At 72.9% G+C, this 14,239-nt stretch carries 15 protein-coding genes and 1 pseudogene; 3 read left to right on the forward strand and 13 right to left on the reverse strand.

Features of this window, described 5'->3' with window-relative positions; genetic code table 11:
- Window position 1: 1 nt before the first annotated feature.
- Complete coding sequence (locus ACFU3E_RS24625) at window positions 2-433, forward strand: hypothetical protein (RefSeq protein ID WP_384162071.1); 432 nt, start codon at window positions 2-4, stop codon at window positions 431-433.
- Window positions 434-437: 4 nt separating this feature from the next.
- Here ACFU3E_RS24625 and mug read toward each other — a convergent pair whose 3' ends face one another.
- The 9 genes and pseudogenes from mug to ACFU3E_RS24670 all read right to left on the reverse strand — a co-directional run bounded on the left by mug (window position 438) and on the right by ACFU3E_RS24670 (window position 10,092).
- Window positions 438-983: a G/U mismatch-specific DNA glycosylase gene (gene mug / locus ACFU3E_RS24630; RefSeq protein WP_384162074.1), complete on the reverse strand. Its 546-nt coding sequence runs from the start codon at window positions 981-983 to the stop codon at window positions 438-440.
- Between the two features lie 22 nt (window positions 984-1,005).
- Window positions 1,006-2,448 carry an adenylosuccinate lyase gene (gene purB / locus ACFU3E_RS24635; protein ID WP_384162077.1) on the reverse strand — a complete coding sequence of 481 codons (1,443 nt, stop codon included), beginning with the start codon at window positions 2,446-2,448 and terminating at the stop codon, window positions 1,006-1,008.
- 90 nt (window positions 2,449-2,538) lie between these two features.
- Entirely contained in the window at window positions 2,539-3,318 is a 780-nt protein-coding gene (locus tag ACFU3E_RS24640) for an SGNH/GDSL hydrolase family protein (RefSeq protein WP_384162080.1), read from the reverse strand.
- Between the two features lie 81 nt (window positions 3,319-3,399).
- On the reverse strand, window positions 3,400-4,413 hold the full coding sequence (locus ACFU3E_RS24645; protein WP_384162083.1) for a hemolysin family protein: 1,014 nt from the start codon (window positions 4,411-4,413) through the stop codon (window positions 3,400-3,402).
- Window positions 4,410-5,750 carry a hemolysin family protein gene (locus ACFU3E_RS24650; protein ID WP_384162086.1) on the reverse strand — a complete coding sequence of 447 codons (1,341 nt, stop codon included), beginning with the start codon at window positions 5,748-5,750 and terminating at the stop codon, window positions 4,410-4,412. The genes ACFU3E_RS24645 and ACFU3E_RS24650 overlap by 4 nt, the downstream gene beginning before the upstream one ends.
- A 207-nt stretch (window positions 5,751-5,957) precedes the next feature.
- A pseudogene (locus tag ACFU3E_RS24655) lies at window positions 5,958-6,109 on the reverse strand (MBL fold metallo-hydrolase); the annotation flags it as partial.
- 75 nt (window positions 6,110-6,184) lie between these two features.
- Window positions 6,185-6,649, reverse strand: coding sequence for a GNAT family N-acetyltransferase (locus ACFU3E_RS24660; RefSeq protein WP_384162089.1), 465 nt, complete (start codon window positions 6,647-6,649; stop codon window positions 6,185-6,187).
- 55 nt (window positions 6,650-6,704) lie between these two features.
- Window positions 6,705-9,272, reverse strand: a complete 2,568-nt coding sequence (locus ACFU3E_RS24665) for an ABC transporter permease (protein ID WP_384162092.1) — start codon at window positions 9,270-9,272, stop codon at window positions 6,705-6,707.
- 4 nt (window positions 9,273-9,276) lie between these two features.
- Window positions 9,277-10,092, reverse strand: a complete 816-nt coding sequence (locus ACFU3E_RS24670) for an ABC transporter ATP-binding protein (RefSeq protein WP_384162096.1) — start codon at window positions 10,090-10,092, stop codon at window positions 9,277-9,279.
- 135 nt (window positions 10,093-10,227) lie between these two features.
- Here ACFU3E_RS24670 and ACFU3E_RS24675 point away from each other — a divergent pair, with 135 nt between their 5' ends.
- Both ACFU3E_RS24675 and ACFU3E_RS24680 read left to right on the forward strand, forming a co-directional pair.
- Complete coding sequence (locus ACFU3E_RS24675) at window positions 10,228-10,467, forward strand: hypothetical protein (RefSeq protein ID WP_003988727.1); 240 nt, start codon at window positions 10,228-10,230, stop codon at window positions 10,465-10,467.
- A 4-nt stretch (window positions 10,468-10,471) separates the two neighbouring features.
- On the forward strand, window positions 10,472-10,846 hold the full coding sequence (locus tag ACFU3E_RS24680; RefSeq protein WP_384162099.1) for a fic family toxin-antitoxin system, toxin component: 375 nt from the start codon (window positions 10,472-10,474) through the stop codon (window positions 10,844-10,846).
- Between the two features lies 1 nt (window position 10,847).
- On the opposite strand, the gene ACFU3E_RS24685 is transcribed toward ACFU3E_RS24680, so the two are convergent.
- The 4 genes from ACFU3E_RS24685 to bioD all read right to left on the reverse strand — a co-directional run bounded on the left by ACFU3E_RS24685 (window position 10,848) and on the right by bioD (window position 14,238).
- Window positions 10,848-11,522, reverse strand: coding sequence for a class I SAM-dependent methyltransferase (locus ACFU3E_RS24685; RefSeq protein ID WP_384162102.1), 675 nt, complete (start codon window positions 11,520-11,522; stop codon window positions 10,848-10,850).
- 69 nt (window positions 11,523-11,591) lie between these two features.
- Window positions 11,592-12,488, reverse strand: a complete 897-nt coding sequence (locus ACFU3E_RS24690; RefSeq protein WP_384162105.1) for an endonuclease/exonuclease/phosphatase family protein — start codon at window positions 12,486-12,488, stop codon at window positions 11,592-11,594.
- A gap of 40 nt (window positions 12,489-12,528) precedes the next feature.
- Window positions 12,529-13,428 carry a class A beta-lactamase gene (gene bla, locus ACFU3E_RS24695; RefSeq protein WP_384162108.1) on the reverse strand — a complete coding sequence of 300 codons (900 nt, stop codon included), beginning with the start codon at window positions 13,426-13,428 and terminating at the stop codon, window positions 12,529-12,531.
- Between the two features lie 84 nt (window positions 13,429-13,512).
- Complete coding sequence (gene bioD / locus ACFU3E_RS24700; RefSeq protein ID WP_384162111.1) at window positions 13,513-14,238, reverse strand: dethiobiotin synthase; 726 nt, start codon at window positions 14,236-14,238, stop codon at window positions 13,513-13,515.
- Window position 14,239 lies beyond the last annotated feature (1 nt).

The following is a 14,239-nucleotide window of genomic DNA, read 5'->3' on the forward strand; positions in this document are numbered from 1 at the left end:
CATGAACATCGCACAGCACATCGCCCTCGTCGACGAGCTGTGCTACCGCCCCTTTCCGGCGGAGCACGGCCCGTCGGACGTCGGAGTCTCGGGACCCGCTCACCATTTCGCGGTGTTAGAGGCCGCGACCGACGGCGACCCTGCGGCCCGGACGGTGACGATCGACCAGTACGAGAAGGACCGGGACGCCGTCTGCGAGCTCCTCGCCTCCCGCTGGGGCGACACGGCTCCCTACAACCTGCAGACCGTCCTGCTGCGCACCGAGCGGGAGGAGATACCCGGGCCTTGGGCCGAGTTGAGCGCGCGGGCGAACGTCGCCCACCTGTGGGCGGTGGAGGGCACGGGCCGCTGGGTCGCCGTGGCGGTCGCGGACCGGGACGCGTCGCGGGAGGTCCAGCTGCTGGCCCTGGTCACGGAGACGGACCCGCCGTAGGAGATCAGGTCCCGGCGGCTTCCCGCAGCCGCCCGAACTCCTCCGCCATCGTCTGGACCGTCCAGTGCGCGTTCAGCCCGCTCGGATTGGGCAGCACCCACACGCGCGTGTCCCCGATCGTCCGAGCCTGTGGCCCCACCCGCGCCTTGCGGTCGTCGAACGCGGCGCGGTACGCGGTCACCCCCACCACGGCCAGCCAGCGCGGCCGCAGCCGCCCCACCTTCGCCGCGAGCAGCCGACCGCCCTCCCGGTACTCCTCGGCACTCAGCTCGTCGGCCCGCGCGGAGGCCCGCGCCACGACGTTGGTGATGCCGAGCCCGTACGACAGCAACTCCTGCTGCTCGGACGGCCTGAGCAGGCGCGGAGTGAACCCGGACCGGTGAAGCACCGGCCAGAAGCGGTTGCCCGGGCGGGCGAAGTGATGGCCCGTCGCGGCCGTCATCAGGCCGGGATTGATGCCGCAGAACAGGACGTGCAGGCCCTCCGCGACCACGTCGGGCACGACGCGGTCGCGGGCGGCCTCCAGTTCCTCGGGCGTGAAACGCGGCACCGTCGGCTACCCGGCCGGCGCGTCAGAGGATCGACCCGGGCGTGTAGCCCGCGGCCTGGGGGTGCTGCTTCACGATCTCCTCGACCCGGGCGACCACGGCGGCGACCTGGTCGCCCGCGGCACCGGTGAAGGACAGCTTGTCGGCCATCAGCGCGTCCAGCTGGTCGCGGTCCAGCGGGATGCGCGCGTCGGCGGCCAGCTTGTCGAGCAGCTCGTTGCGCTCGGCGCCCTGCTCGCGCATGGCCAGCGCGGAGGCGACGGCGTTCTCCTTGATCGCCTCGTGCGCGATCTCCCGGCCGACGCCCGCGCGCACGGCGCCCATCAGCACCTTGGTGGTGGCGAGGAACGGCAGGTAGCGGTCCAGCTCACGGGCGACGACCGCCGGGAACGCGCCGAACTCGTCGAGCACCGTCAGGAACGTCTCCAGCAGACCGTCCAGCGCGAAGAACGCGTCCGGCAGCGCGACCCGGCGCACCACCGAGCAGGACACGTCGCCCTCGTTCCACTGGTCGCCCGCCAGCTCACCGGTCATCGAGGCGTAGCCGCGCAGGATCACCATCAGGCCGTTGACGCGCTCGCAGGAGCGGGTGTTCATCTTGTGCGGCATCGCCGAGGAGCCGACCTGGCCGGGCTTGAAGCCCTCGGTGACCAGCTCGTGCCCGGCCATCAGCCGGATCGTCTTCGCCAGCGACGACGGGGCCGCCGCCAGCTGCACCAGCGCGGTGACGACCTCGTAGTCCAGCGAGCGCGGGTAGACCTGCCCGACGGAGGTGAACGCCTGCGAGAAGCCCAGGTGCGTGGCGATCCGCTGCTCCAGGTCCGCGAGCTTCGCGGCGTCCCCGCCCAGCAGGTCCAGCATGTCCTGCGCGGTGCCGACCGGGCCCTTGATGCCGCGCAGCGGGTAGCGGCCCAGCAGCTCCTCGATCCGGCCCTGGGCGACGAGCAGCTCGTCGGCGGCGGTGGCGAAGCGCTTGCCGAGGGTGGTGGCCTGGGCGGCGACGTTGTGCGAGCGGCCGGCCATGACCAGCTCGCCGTACTCGCCGGCGAGCTTGCCGAGCCGGGCCAGGACGGCGACCGTGCGCTCGCGCATCAGCTCCAGCGAGAGGCGGATCTGCAGCTGCTCGACGTTCTCGGTGAGGTCGCGGGAGGTCATGCCCTTGTGCACGTGCTCGTGCCCGGCGAGGTCGTTGAACTCCTCGATCCGCGCCTTCACGTCGTGCCGCGTGACCTTCTCGCGCTCGGCGATGGAGGCCAGGTCGACGGTGTCGAGAACGCGCTCGTAGTCGGCCAGCGCCGCGTCCGGCACCTCGATCCCGAGGTCCTTCTGGGCCCGCAGCACGGCGAGCCAGAGCTGCCGCTCCAGCTTCACCTTCTGCTCGGGCGACCAGAGCGTGGCGAGCTCGGCGGAGGCGTAGCGTCCGGCGAGGACGTTCGGGATGCGGGGCTTGGCGGGAGCGGAAGTCACGTGACCGGATTCTACTGGCGATTCGTGCAGGCCAGCGCCGCGGGTGCCTTTGTCGGAACCTACGACACCGCCGGACGCGTCCACCTGCGGCTACGCCAGGTCTTCGTACGGCGACAGCTCCGGCCGCTTGGGCGGGAGGCCGTCGCCCGAGGAGCGGCCCGTCAGACGGCGGGCTATCCACGGGAGCAGGTGCTGCCGGGCGAAGCGGGCATCCGCCACACGCCGCATGACCCAGCCCGGCGGCAGCGTCGCCGGCATCGGCGTGTGCCACTCGGCGTCCTCGGGGTCGTAGCCCAGCGTCTGCCACACCGCCTCCGCCACCCGGCGGTGGCCCTCGGCCGTCAGGTGCAGCCGGTCCACGTCCCACAGCCGCGGGTCGCTCAGGGAAGGCGCGCCGTACAGGTCGACGACGATCGCGCCGTGCCGGGCGGCCAGCTCGTCGACGCAGACGAACAGCTCCTCCATGCGCGGCCGGAACCGCTCCAGGACGGGGCCCTGCCGGCCCGGGCTGCGCATCAGCACGAGCTGCCGGCACGCGGGGGCCAGCTTCTCCACGGCCTCCTCCAGGAGCCCGCGCACCCGGCCCATGTCGCACTTGGGCCGCAGGGTGTCGTTGAGGCCGCCGACCAGGGTGATCACGTCGGCTCCCATGGCCGCCGCGACGTCGACCTGCTCGTCGACGATCTGCTGGATCAGCTTGCCGCGCACCGCGAGATTGGCGTACCGGAAGCCGGGCGTACGGGCTGCCATCCGCGCGGCGAGCAGGTCGGCCCAGCCCCGGTAGGTGCCGTCGGGCATCAGGTCCGACATGCCCTCGGTGAAGGAGTCGCCGACCGCGACCAGGCTGCTGTAGGTGGGGTTCGTCTGCATGGCGACGGAAATGGTATCCCGTGCACATACCCAGCAGTCGGTCGGTCTCGGGGATCCCGCACGGCGGCCTCGGCCGCACCCTCACGCACGCTGACCGAACAGCTCCCGCAGCACGTCCTCCATGGTCACCAGCCCGGCCATCCGCCCGTCCGCCCCGAGGACGGCCGCGAGGTGCGTACGGCTGCCCCGCATCGCCGTGAGGACGTCGTCCAGCGGAGTGTGTTCCCGCACGCGTGCGATGGGGCGCATGTCCCGCAGCCGGAACGGCGTGTTCCGCCCGGCGGCGTCCAGGGCGTCCTTCACATGCAGGTAGCCGACGATCCGCCGCCCCTGGTCCACCACCGGGAAGCGGGAGAACCCCGACTCCGCCGACAGCCGCTCCAGCTCCTCCGGAGTGACACCCACGCTCGCGTACGTCACGCGCTCCAGCGGCAGCACCACGTCCCGCACCGGACGGCGGCCCAGCTCCAGCGCGTCGCGCAGCCGCTCCTGGGCACGGTCGTCGATCAGGCCGGCCTCGCTGGAGTCCTTCACGATCTGTGCTATCTCCGCGTCCGAGTAGGAGGCGGCGACCTCCTCCCGGGCCTCCACGCGCAGCAGCTTCAGCAGCGCGTTGGCGAACGCGTTCACCGTGAAGATCACCGGGCGCAGCGCACGGGACAGCGCCACCAGGGGCGGTCCGAGCGCCAGCGCGCTGCGCACCGGCTCGGCGAGCGCGATGTTCTTCGGCACCATCTCGCCGAGGAGCATGTGCAGATAGGTCGCGAGGGACAGCGCGATCACGAAGGACACCGCGTGCCCCGCGCCCTCGGGCATGCCGACCGCGTGGAACACCGGCTCCAGCAGGTGCGCGATCGCCGGCTCGGCCACCACACCCAGCACCAGCGTGCACAGCGTGATGCCGAGCTGGGCGGCCGCCATCAGCGCGGACACGTGCTCCAGGCCCCACAGCACACTCTTCGCGCGCCGGTCGCCCCGGTCGGCGTAGGGCTCGATCTGGCTGCGGCGCACCGAGATCAGCGCGAACTCCGCGCCGACGAAGAAGGCGTTGACGACGAGCGTCGCCAGTCCGATCAGCAGCTGGACGGCGGTCACAGCTCCACCCCCGTCTCGTCGGGCTTGTGGTCGTCGAGGGGGGCGCGCAGCCGGACGCGGGCCGCCCGGCGCCCCGTCGCGTCCAGGACCTCCAGGTGCCAGCCGGCGACCTCGAGGGTGTCACCTTCGGCCGGTATCCGGCCGAGTACCGTCGCCACCAGACCGGCGAGCGTCTCGTAGGGCCCCTCCGGCGCGCGCAGCCCGACGCGTTCCAGGTGGTCCACGCGCGCGGAGCCGTCGGCCGAGTAGAGAGGGTGCCCGGTCTCGTCCGTGCCGGCCGCGGCCAGGTCCGGGGTCTCGTGCGGGTCGTGCTCGTCGCGCACCTCGCCGACGACCTCCTCGACGATGTCCTCCAGGGTGGCGACGCCCGCCGTGCCGCCGTACTCGTCGATCACGACGGCCATCGTGCGCTTGCCGGAGAGCCGGTCCAGGAGCCGGTCGACGGTGAGCGTCTCCGGGACGAGCAGCGGCTCGCGCATCAGCTCGGAGACGTAGATCCGGGTCCGGCGCTCGGCCGGTACCGCCAGCACGTCCTTGACGTGGGCCGTTCCGACGACCGAGTCGAGGGTCCCGCGGTAGACGGGGAACCGGGAGAGGCCGGTCGCCCGGGTCGCGTTCGCGACGTCCTCCAGGGTCGCCTGCACCTCCAGCGCGACGACCTGCACCCGGGGCGTCATCACGTTCTCCGCGGTCAGGTCGGCGAGGTTCAGTGTGCGCACGAACAGCTCGGCGGTGTCCGGCTCCAGGGCGCCTTCCTTGGCGGAGTGCCGGGCGAGGGCCGCCAGCTCCTGCGGTCCGCGCGCCGAGGCAAGCTCCTCGGCGGGCTCCACACCGATCCGCCGCACGATCCGGTTCGCCGTGTTGTTGAGATGCGTGATGAAGGGCCGGAACGCGGTGCTGAACCCGCGCTGCGCGTTGCCCACGGTCTTGGCGACGGTCAGCGGCGAGGAGATCGCCCAGTTCTTGGGCACCAGCTCACCGACGACCATCAGGAACACCGTCGACGCCGCCGTGCCCAGCACCAGCGCGACGCTGTGCGACGCCGAGCGCGAGATGCCGAGGTCCTCCAGCGGCCCGGCGATCAGCGCGGCGATCGACGGCTCGGCGAGCATGCCGACCACCAGGTTGGTGACCGTGATGCCGAGCTGCGCACCGGAGAGCTGGAACGTCAGATTCCGTACGGCCTTCAGTGCGCCCTGCGCGCCCCGCTCGCCGCGCTCCACGGCCCGCTCCAGCTCGGCGCGCTCGACCGTGGTGAGCGAGAACTCGGCCGCCACGAAGGCGCCGCAGGCGAGCGAGAGCAGGATCGCCGTCAGGAGGAGGAGCACTTCGGTCATCGGTTCACCCCCGTTCCATGGTTCTCCAGGACGGGGCGGGACGCGCGGTGTCGCGCACGGGGAGGCTCGCCCATGGACGGACGCTCACAACCTTTCATGCAGGACCGAGTGGCCATTCAAGAGTAAAGGATGGGTAAAGTCCTCCGGGGCGGCCGGGCCGGACGGGTCCGACGGCGGAGGAGAGCCGGTAGGCGTCCCGTGGGCGAGACCCGCCCCGCGGTGGGCGAGCTGGACGGGGTGGTGGACGCAGCCGCCGGTGATCAGGGCCGCCCGTCCCCGGCTGGTCACCTCGACGGCGATGTGTCCGGGGGTCGGCCAGGGGCCGGGATCAGGCGTGGGCCCGGGGCGACCTCGGCGCCGCCTACGCCCAGCGGCTCGTGGCCGGAGTCCTGCGCGGCCTCTGGAAGCGGTCGCGCATTGCCGGCGGCACGGGCTCAGCCGGTGAGCGGCTTCACCCAGCGCCGCCACTGCTCCTGGGGCCCGTATCCGACGGCGCCCCACGCCCGGTGCGCGGTCTCGTTGCGGGTGAGCACCATCGCGTCCGCGCGGCGCCCGCCGAGCCGTACGAACCGCTCCTCCGCGGCGTCGAGCAGCGCGGAGGCGATGCCCTGGCGGCGGTGGCCCGGGTGCACGGCCAGCCGGTACAGATGGCAGCGCCAGCCGTCGAACCCGGCGATCACCGTGCCGACCAGTTCGCCGCCGCTCCCCCGAGCTCTCGACTCCGCTCGAGCAGGGGGGACCTCCATGGCCAGAATCAGCGCCTCGGGGTCACGCGCGACCAGCCGCTCCACACCGGCGCGGTCGTCGCTGATGCTCGTGCCCTCGGCGGCCACCTTCCAGAAGGCCAGCACGGTGTCGAGGTCCTCGGGCGTCGCGGCCCGGACGCACACGTCGGTCATTCCATGATCAGATCATGCACGCCGACCCGTGACAGACCGTTTCACCATATGGACGTCACTCGTGCGCGATGGCCGCCAGGACGTTCATGCGGGACGCACGCAACGCCGGCAGCAGCGCCGCCACGACGCCGACCATCGCCGAGCCGGCCACCACCAGCACGATCGTCAGCCACGGGATCGCCAGGGCCGTCATGCCCTGGAGCGCCAGTACCTGCTGCGTGCACACCCCCCACACCAGTCCCAGCACGAGCCCGAGGACCGCGCCGAACACCGCGATCACCACCGACTCCAGCCGGATCATCCGCCGCAGTTGGCGCCGGGCCAGCCCGATCGCCCGCAACAGCCCGATTTCCCGGGTGCGTTCGACGACCGACAGCGCGAGGGTGTTGACCACGCCCAGCACGGCGATGATGATCGCCAGCCCGAGCAGCGCGTACACGAGGTACAGCAGGACGGCGATCTGGTCGTGGACCAGCTGCTTGTAGTCGGCCAGGTCCCGCACCTGCACCTGCGGGTACGGATCCAGGGCCTCCTCCAGGTGCGCGCGCAGGTCGTCGTCGCTCGTGCCTTCGGCGGCGTTGACGTACAGCGCGGAGTCCTGCCCGCCCGGCGCGTACCGCTCAAGGGTGCCCAGCGCGAAGAACAGCCCGCCCTGGGTGCCGAACCCCTCGGCGGAGTCCTGGTCGGTGAGCGCGCCGACCGTCAGCTCGGCCGAGCGTCCGCCCGGGAACTCCACCGGCAGGGTGCTGCCGACCCGCACATCGTGGTCGCGGGCGAAGTCCCGGTCCATGGCCAGGTGCCCGCTCGCGAGCGCGGCGCCGGAGTCCCCCTGCGCGTAGGTGATGCTGGCGACCTCGTCGAGCCGCGGATCGTAGCCCGCGGCGGTGGTCTCCACGCGGTCGCCGTCCGGGAGCCGCACCGCGACCGGCGTGAACCGCCCGCGCACCACCAGGCCCACTCCGTCGGTGCCCCGCACCGTGTCGGTGACCTCCTGAGGGAACGGCTGGAAGTTGGTGTTCTGGATCACGAAGTCGGCCCCCAGCGTCCTGTCGATCTGCCGGTCGAACGACGCGGTCATCGACTCGCTCGCCACCGACATCCCGCCCACCAGGGCGATCCCCACCATCAGGGCCGCCGCGGTGGCCCCGGTACGGCGGGGGTTGCGCAGGGCGTTGCGCTGGCTCATCCGGCCGATCGACCCGAACAGCGCGGGGAAGGCGGCACCGAGCACCCGGATCACCGGCCGGACCAGCAGCGGCCCGGCGATCACGGTCGCGATCAGGGTGAGCACCACACCGAGCCCCAGCAGGGACGCCGCCGACGACGTCTGCCGCGACACCGCGCAGCCCGCGAGCGCCGCCGCACCGGCCGCCCCGACGATCCCGCCCGCCACCGCGCGCACCCGCAGCGGCTGTCCCACTCCGGCGACCTCGGCGTCCGAGAGCGCGGCCATCGGCGACACGCCCGCGGCCCGCCGCGCCGGGAGGTACGCGGCGACGAAGGTGACGCCGAGCCCGACGGCGTACGCCGCCACCGGTGTCACCCAGCCGATCGCCATCTCGTCGCCGTCGATGTTCATCCCGAGCAGGCCCATCAGCTGGATCAGCCCGGCCGCCAGCCCGATGCCCACGGCCAGCCCCAGCGTGGAGCCGACCAGCCCGAGCAGCAACGCCTCGGTGAGCACCGAGTCCCGGACCTGACGCCGGTCGGCACCCAGCGCGCGCAGCAGGCCCAGCTCGCGGGTGCGCTGGGCGATGAGCATGGAGAAGGTGTTGACGATCAGGAACACACCCACCAGGACGGCGATCCCGGCGAAGCCGAGCATCACGTACTTGATGACGTCGAGGAACCCGCCCAGCTGCTCGACATCGGACTCGGCCTGCTCGTCGGCCGTCCTGAAGTCGTAGGTGTGCGCGCCGAGCGCGCCGGCCACGCGCTGCTTGAGCCGGTCGTCGCTGACGCCCTCCGCCGCGTCGACGGAGATGCCGGTGGCCGTCCCCGGCCGGCCCAGCAGCTTCGTCTGCGCGGTGGGGGTGTCGAAGTAGATCCGTGCGGAGCCGGGGTTGGTGGTCGTGAACGTGACGATGCCGACCACCCGGACCTTGAACGACCCGGGGGGCGCGATCACGGTGAGGGTGTCGCCGATGTGCACGTTCTTGCGGCCGGCGGTCTCGGAGTCGAGCAGCGCCTGGGCGGGGCCGCGCGGAGCATGGCCCGAGGTCAGTTGCACGGGACTGCGCTCGTTCGGGTTCCAGGCGTAACCGAGCGTCGGCGCCCCGGTGGTCGGGCCGACCGGCCGGTTCTTCTCGTCGACGAGCGTGAGGCCGTTCACCTTCACGTCGGCTCGGGCCGCCGCGACCCCCTCGATCTGCCGGACGCGTTCGGCGAGCGCGGCCGGCAGGGTGGCCGTCCGGCCGGAGGGCACCGCCTCGTCGAGGTCCTCCTTCGGGCTGACCGTGACATCGGCCGCGGTGGAGGCGAACAGCCGGTCGAACGTGCGGCTGACCGTGTCCGAGAAGATCAGGCTCCCCGTGACGAACGCGACGGACAGCAGGACGGCGAGCGCGGAGAGCAGCAGCCGCCCCTTGTGCGCCAGGAAGCTCCGCAGGGTCGCCTTGAGCACGGGCTCAGTTCTCCTCGGGTGACGCCAGGGCGTCCTCGTGGCGGGTGCGGATCACGTCGAACCTCTTCATCCGCTCCAGGACCGCCTCCGCCGTGGGGCGCCGCATCTCGTCGACGATCCGGCCGTCCCCGAGGAAGAGCACCAGGTCCGAGTGGGCGGCGGCGCCCGGGTCGTGGGTGACCATGACGACGGTCTGCCCGAGCTGGTCGACCGCCTCGCGCAGGAAGCCGAGCACCTCCAGGCCGGCGCGCGAGTCGAGGTTGCCGGTCGGTTCGTCCGCGAAGATCAGCTCGGGCCGGGAGGCCAGCGCCCGCGCGCAGGCGACGCGCTGCTGCTGCCCGCCGGAGAGCTGCGAGGGGCGGTGCCCGAGCCGGTCCCGCAGGCCCAGGGTGTCGATCACCCGGTCCAGCCACGCCGCGTCGGGCTTCCGGCCCGCGATGTCCATGGGCAGGGTGATGTTCTCCAGCGCGTTCAGGGTCGGGATGAGGTTGAACGACTGGAACATGAACCCGATCCGGTCGCGGCGCAGCCGCGTCAGCTCGCGCTCCCTCAGCCCCGTGATCTCGGTGTCGCCCAGCCACACCCGGCCGGCCGAGACGGTGTCGAGCCCCGCCAGACAGTGCATCAGCGTGGACTTCCCGGAGCCCGACGGGCCCATCACGGCGGTGAACCGGCCCCGGACGACGTCCACGTCCACCGAGTCGAGTGCCAGTACGGTCGTCTCGCCCGAGCCGTACGCCTTGGTCAGGCCGCGCGCACGGGCCGCGATCCCGTCGGCCGGCGCGAGGCCGGGAGCGTGCTCCGCAGCAGGTGTGGGCAAGGCCGCCTCCTCTGGATGGGCATCAGGACCTCCTGACCCTGCCCGAGGGTAATGTGACCCGGCCCACACTCGGTATCCTCCGCGCGTCGGACTCTGCCCTTGCCGGTGCTAGCACCTCCGCGCTAGCTTCGAGACATGGCGAAGACCCAGCTGAACGTGCGTGTCGACGAGGGCACCGCCCGCGCCGCCCGTGAACGCGCCCTGGCCCGCGGGATGAGCGTCAACCGGTACATCGAGGAGCTGGTCAGACAGGACACCGGGGAGGTGGGCCACACCTTCGTGGAGGCCGCCGCCGACTTCATGAAGCAGTACGAGTCCGTCTTCGCCGAGGAGTTCGGCCCGGACCGTGAGGGCACGCGCGAAGGTCGCCACTGAACCGTTGAACAACCTCGAAATCGACCTCGCCTGGCTGCTGATGCTCGCCGAGCAGAAGACACCCGGAGACCCTCAGGTCACCGACTGGGGAGCCCTCGTCGCCGCCGTAGCCCGCCACCGGGCCGCCATATTCGACGTCCCCGTCTACGACAGCCCGCACGCCCGCGCCGCCGCCCTGCTCCAGCTCCTCCTCCACGTCCCCGCGCTGGAGCGCTCCAACGCCCTGTTCGCCTCCGCCGTCGCCTACGCGTACCTCGTCGCCAGCGGCGCCAAGGTCGTCACCTCACCCGAGCAGGTCCGCGACCTCGCCCGGCTGGTCAAGAGCGGCGAGGCATCCGTACGGGACATCGAGCAGGAACTGCGCCAGTGGAGCCTGTGACTCACCCCTCGGCCGGCCGCCACGCTGTGCCGAGCACGCAGTACGAACTGGGCAGCCTCGGCCCCTCCGCGGGCATCAGCACCTGCCGGTAGGGGCCGAGTTCGAACCCGGCGTCCCGCAGCGACCGCACCGGCTCCCGCGCCACATGGCAGCCCCCGCTGAGCATCGGCCACACCGTCCGGTCCAGCGCGTGCTGCGTGAACGTCATGGCCCGGCCTCCGCCCCGGCCGTGCTCGAAGAACCGCACCTCGCCGCCCGGCCGCAGCACCCGCCGCAGCTCCCCGAGCGCCCGGGGCACGTCCCGCACACTGCACAGCACCAGCGACACCACGGCCGCGTCGAAGCCCTCGCTCTTGACCGGCAGCGCCTCGGCCACACCCGGCACCACGTCCACCGGCACCTCGGCACGCAGCGCGGCCTCCACGGCCAGGTGCCGCAGCCGCCGTTCCGGTTCGATCGCCACGACCTCGGCGACGGTGCCGGGGTAGTGCGCGAAGTTCAGCCCGTTGCCCGCGCCGATCTCGATCACCCGCCCGGACAGCCCACCCAGCAGTTCCTCGCGTATCCGGCCCATGCCCATCCGGGTCTCGGCGGCCACACTGACCCGGGCGTAGCAGCGGGCGAACAACGGATGGTGCACGGCGTCCCGTGGCACCTTGCCGGAGCGGAGCGGCATGGGAAACCTCCCTGACGAGACCGGCCTCACCCCGATTCTCCCCGCAACCGGCCCGGCGCACCCCTGCCGCTACCGCAGGAGTACGCGGCCCAGCACCGGAAGGTGGTCGCTCCCGGTCGCCTCCAGCGCCGACACCTCCCTCACCTCGGCCCCGCGCCCCAGCACCTGGTCGATCCTCGCCACCGGCAAGTCGGCCGGCCAGCTGAACGCGAACCCGGTGGGCGGAGCGTGCAGCCGGGAGGTGAGCGGGGCGAGGCCGCGGTCCCGCACCGTGCCGTTGAGGTCGCCGACCACCAGCAGCCGTTCGGCCGGGTCGGCGGCGATCAGGGTCCCGAGCAGGGCCGCGCTCTCGTCACGGGCCGCAGAGGCGAGCCCCGTCGGGCCCATGCGCACGGACGGCAGATGGACCACGTACACCGCGATCCTGCCGTCGGGCGCGGACACCGTGGCCCGCAGGCCGCGCCGCCAGCTCTCCGGGAAGCCCTCGGGCCGGATGTCCACGGGCCGCACGTCCGACAGCGGGTACGCCGACCAGAGCCCGACCGTGCCGTGGACGGCCCGGTGCGGGTGGGAGGCGCCCAGCACGCCCTGGTACGCGGGACGCGCCGCGGGCGTCAGCTCCTCCACGGCGATCAGGCCGGCGCGGGTCGCGAGCAGGGCCCGGGCGGTACCGGCGGGGTCGGTGTTGTCGTCGGCCACGTTGTGCTGGACGACGGCCAGGTCGTACGAGCCCGGAGGCGAGGAGAACCACACCCCGCCGAACATCCAGAGCCACACGGCCCCGGGCGCCAGGCAGGCGAGCAGCCCCACCCACGACCGCTTGAGCAGGGCGAGGCAGCCGAGCACGGGCACGGCCACCCCCAGCCACGGCAGGAACGTCTCCAGCAGGCTCCCCAGCCGCCCGGCCCCGTTGGGCACGGCGGAGTGCAGGGCGAGCAGACCGGCGGCACCGCAAGCACCGCTCACCAGCCACGTGTCCCACGACGACCTGCCGCCGACGGCCACGCTAGGCGAGTTCCGCCGCCAGCAGGGCCGCGGCGCCGGCCACCAGCGGGTTGTCGGCCGCAGCGTCCTCCTCCGGCTGCGTGGTCAGCACCGACATCACGATCGGCGGGCCGTCCGGCGGCCAGGTGATGCCCACGTCGTTGTTGCCGCCGTACCGTCCCCCGCCGGTCTTGTCGGCGATCAGCCAGTCGGCGGGCAGGGCCTTGCGGAACTTCTCGGTACTGGTGGTGTTGCGCAGCAGCCAGTCCGTGAGCCGTGCGCGGTCCCGGGGCTCCAGCACGCGGCCGAGCACGAGCCGGGCGTAGGTCGTGCCGATGGCACGCGGGGAGGTCGTGTCGGTCACCCGCCACGGCTCCGCGGAGTTGAGCTCGGGCTCCCACCGGTCGAGCCGGGTGACCCGGTCGCCGACCGAGCGGCAGAAACGCGTGACGGCGGTCGGTCCGCCCAGCTCCTTCAGGAGCAGGTTGCCCGCGGTGTTGTCGCTGAAGCGGATGGTGGCGTCGCACAGTTCGCCGACGGTCATGCCGGTCGCGACGTGGTCCTCCGTGACGGGGGAGTAGCCCGACTTCATGACGTAGTCCCGGGTGTAGTGGACGCGCCGGGCCAGGACCTCGCCGTGGCGGTCGAGGTCGCGCAGGACCGCAGCGGCGGCGAGCGTCTTGAACACCGAGGCCATCGGGAAGCGCTCGTCGGCCCGGTAGGCCACCGTCCGGCCCGTGCGCATGTTGCGGGCGTACACGCCCAGCCGCGCGGTGTGCTCCTGCTCCAGTTCCCGCAGTCGCGCGGTGACACCGCCGGTGCCCGGAAGCGCGTGGGCCGTGCCGCCGCCCAGCGCGAGAGCGGCGGCCGTGCCCAGCGCGAGGGCCGTACGGCGGGACGGGCGTGGTCCGTTCCTGTGCAAGGTGGTCCCTTCGGAGGTGATCACATTCGTAGTTCAACACGCGATCACGCCCGCGCCGGTTTCATCGCGCGCCCGCCCGGACCCTCAGAACGCCCCGGGCGCCTCCCGTTCCCGGAACGCCTCCGCGTCCCAGGAGCCGTCCAGCCTGGGCGCCAGCCAGTGCGGCGCGGCCGCCTGGAAGTCCGCAGGGGGCAGGGCCCCCGACCCGGCCGGGACGGAGCCCAGCAGCGGGGCTCCGGCCACCTCCGGCAGGTCCGTGAGATTGCACCGCGCGGCGAGATCCGGGGCCGCGGGCCAGCTCCCGATGACGATCCCGGCCGGTTCCAGCCCCCGGGAGCGCAGTTCACGCGCCGTGAGCTCCGTCGTGTTCAGGGTGCCCAGCCCCGAGGGCGCCACGACCAGCACCGGCGCCGACAGCAGCCGGGCCGCGTCCGCCAGGGTGCCGCCGGCCGCGTCGAACCGGACGAGCAGTCCGCCGGCCCCTTCGACCAGCACCAGGTCGTGCTCGGTGGCCAGTTTGGCGGCGGCCTCCGCGACCTCGTGCGGACGGACCGGGGCCCGGCCGGCCCGGCGCGCAGCGGTGGCCGGCGCCAACGGCTCTGGGTACCGGGCCAGTTCGGCCGTCGTCACCGGGCCCGCGAGGCGGGCCACCTCGGCGGCGTCCCCCGGCTCGTCCGGCCGTACGCCCGTCTGCGCGGCCTTCAGCACGGCCACCGAACGGCCGGCGGCCAGGGCCGTCGCGGCGACGGTGGCGGTCACGACCGTCTTGCCGACCTCCGTGCCCGTGCCCGTGATCACCAGTACCGGCATG

Source organism: Streptomyces sp. NPDC057424, assembly GCF_042803315.1.
Classification (GTDB): domain Bacteria; phylum Actinomycetota; class Actinomycetes; order Streptomycetales; family Streptomycetaceae; genus Streptomyces.

Coding starts and splice junctions, on each gene's coding strand:
- ACFU3E_RS24625 (WP_384162071.1), top strand. CDS start 2: ATGAACATCGCACAGCACATCGCCCTCGTCGACGAGCTGTGCTACCGC.
- ACFU3E_RS24640 (WP_384162080.1), bottom strand. CDS start 3,318: ATGCAGACGAACCCCACCTACAGCAGCCTGGTCGCGGTCGGCGACTCC.
- ACFU3E_RS24650 (WP_384162086.1), bottom strand. CDS start 5,750: ATGACCGAAGTGCTCCTCCTCCTGACGGCGATCCTGCTCTCGCTCGCC.
- ACFU3E_RS24660 (WP_384162089.1), bottom strand. CDS start 6,649: ATGACCGACGTGTGCGTCCGGGCCGCGACGCCCGAGGACCTCGACACC.
- ACFU3E_RS24675 (WP_003988727.1), top strand. CDS start 10,228: ATGGCGAAGACCCAGCTGAACGTGCGTGTCGACGAGGGCACCGCCCGC.
- ACFU3E_RS24685 (WP_384162102.1), bottom strand. CDS start 11,522: ATGCCGCTCCGCTCCGGCAAGGTGCCACGGGACGCCGTGCACCATCCG.
- bioD (WP_384162111.1), bottom strand. CDS start 14,238: ATGCCGGTACTGGTGATCACGGGCACGGGCACGGAGGTCGGCAAGACG.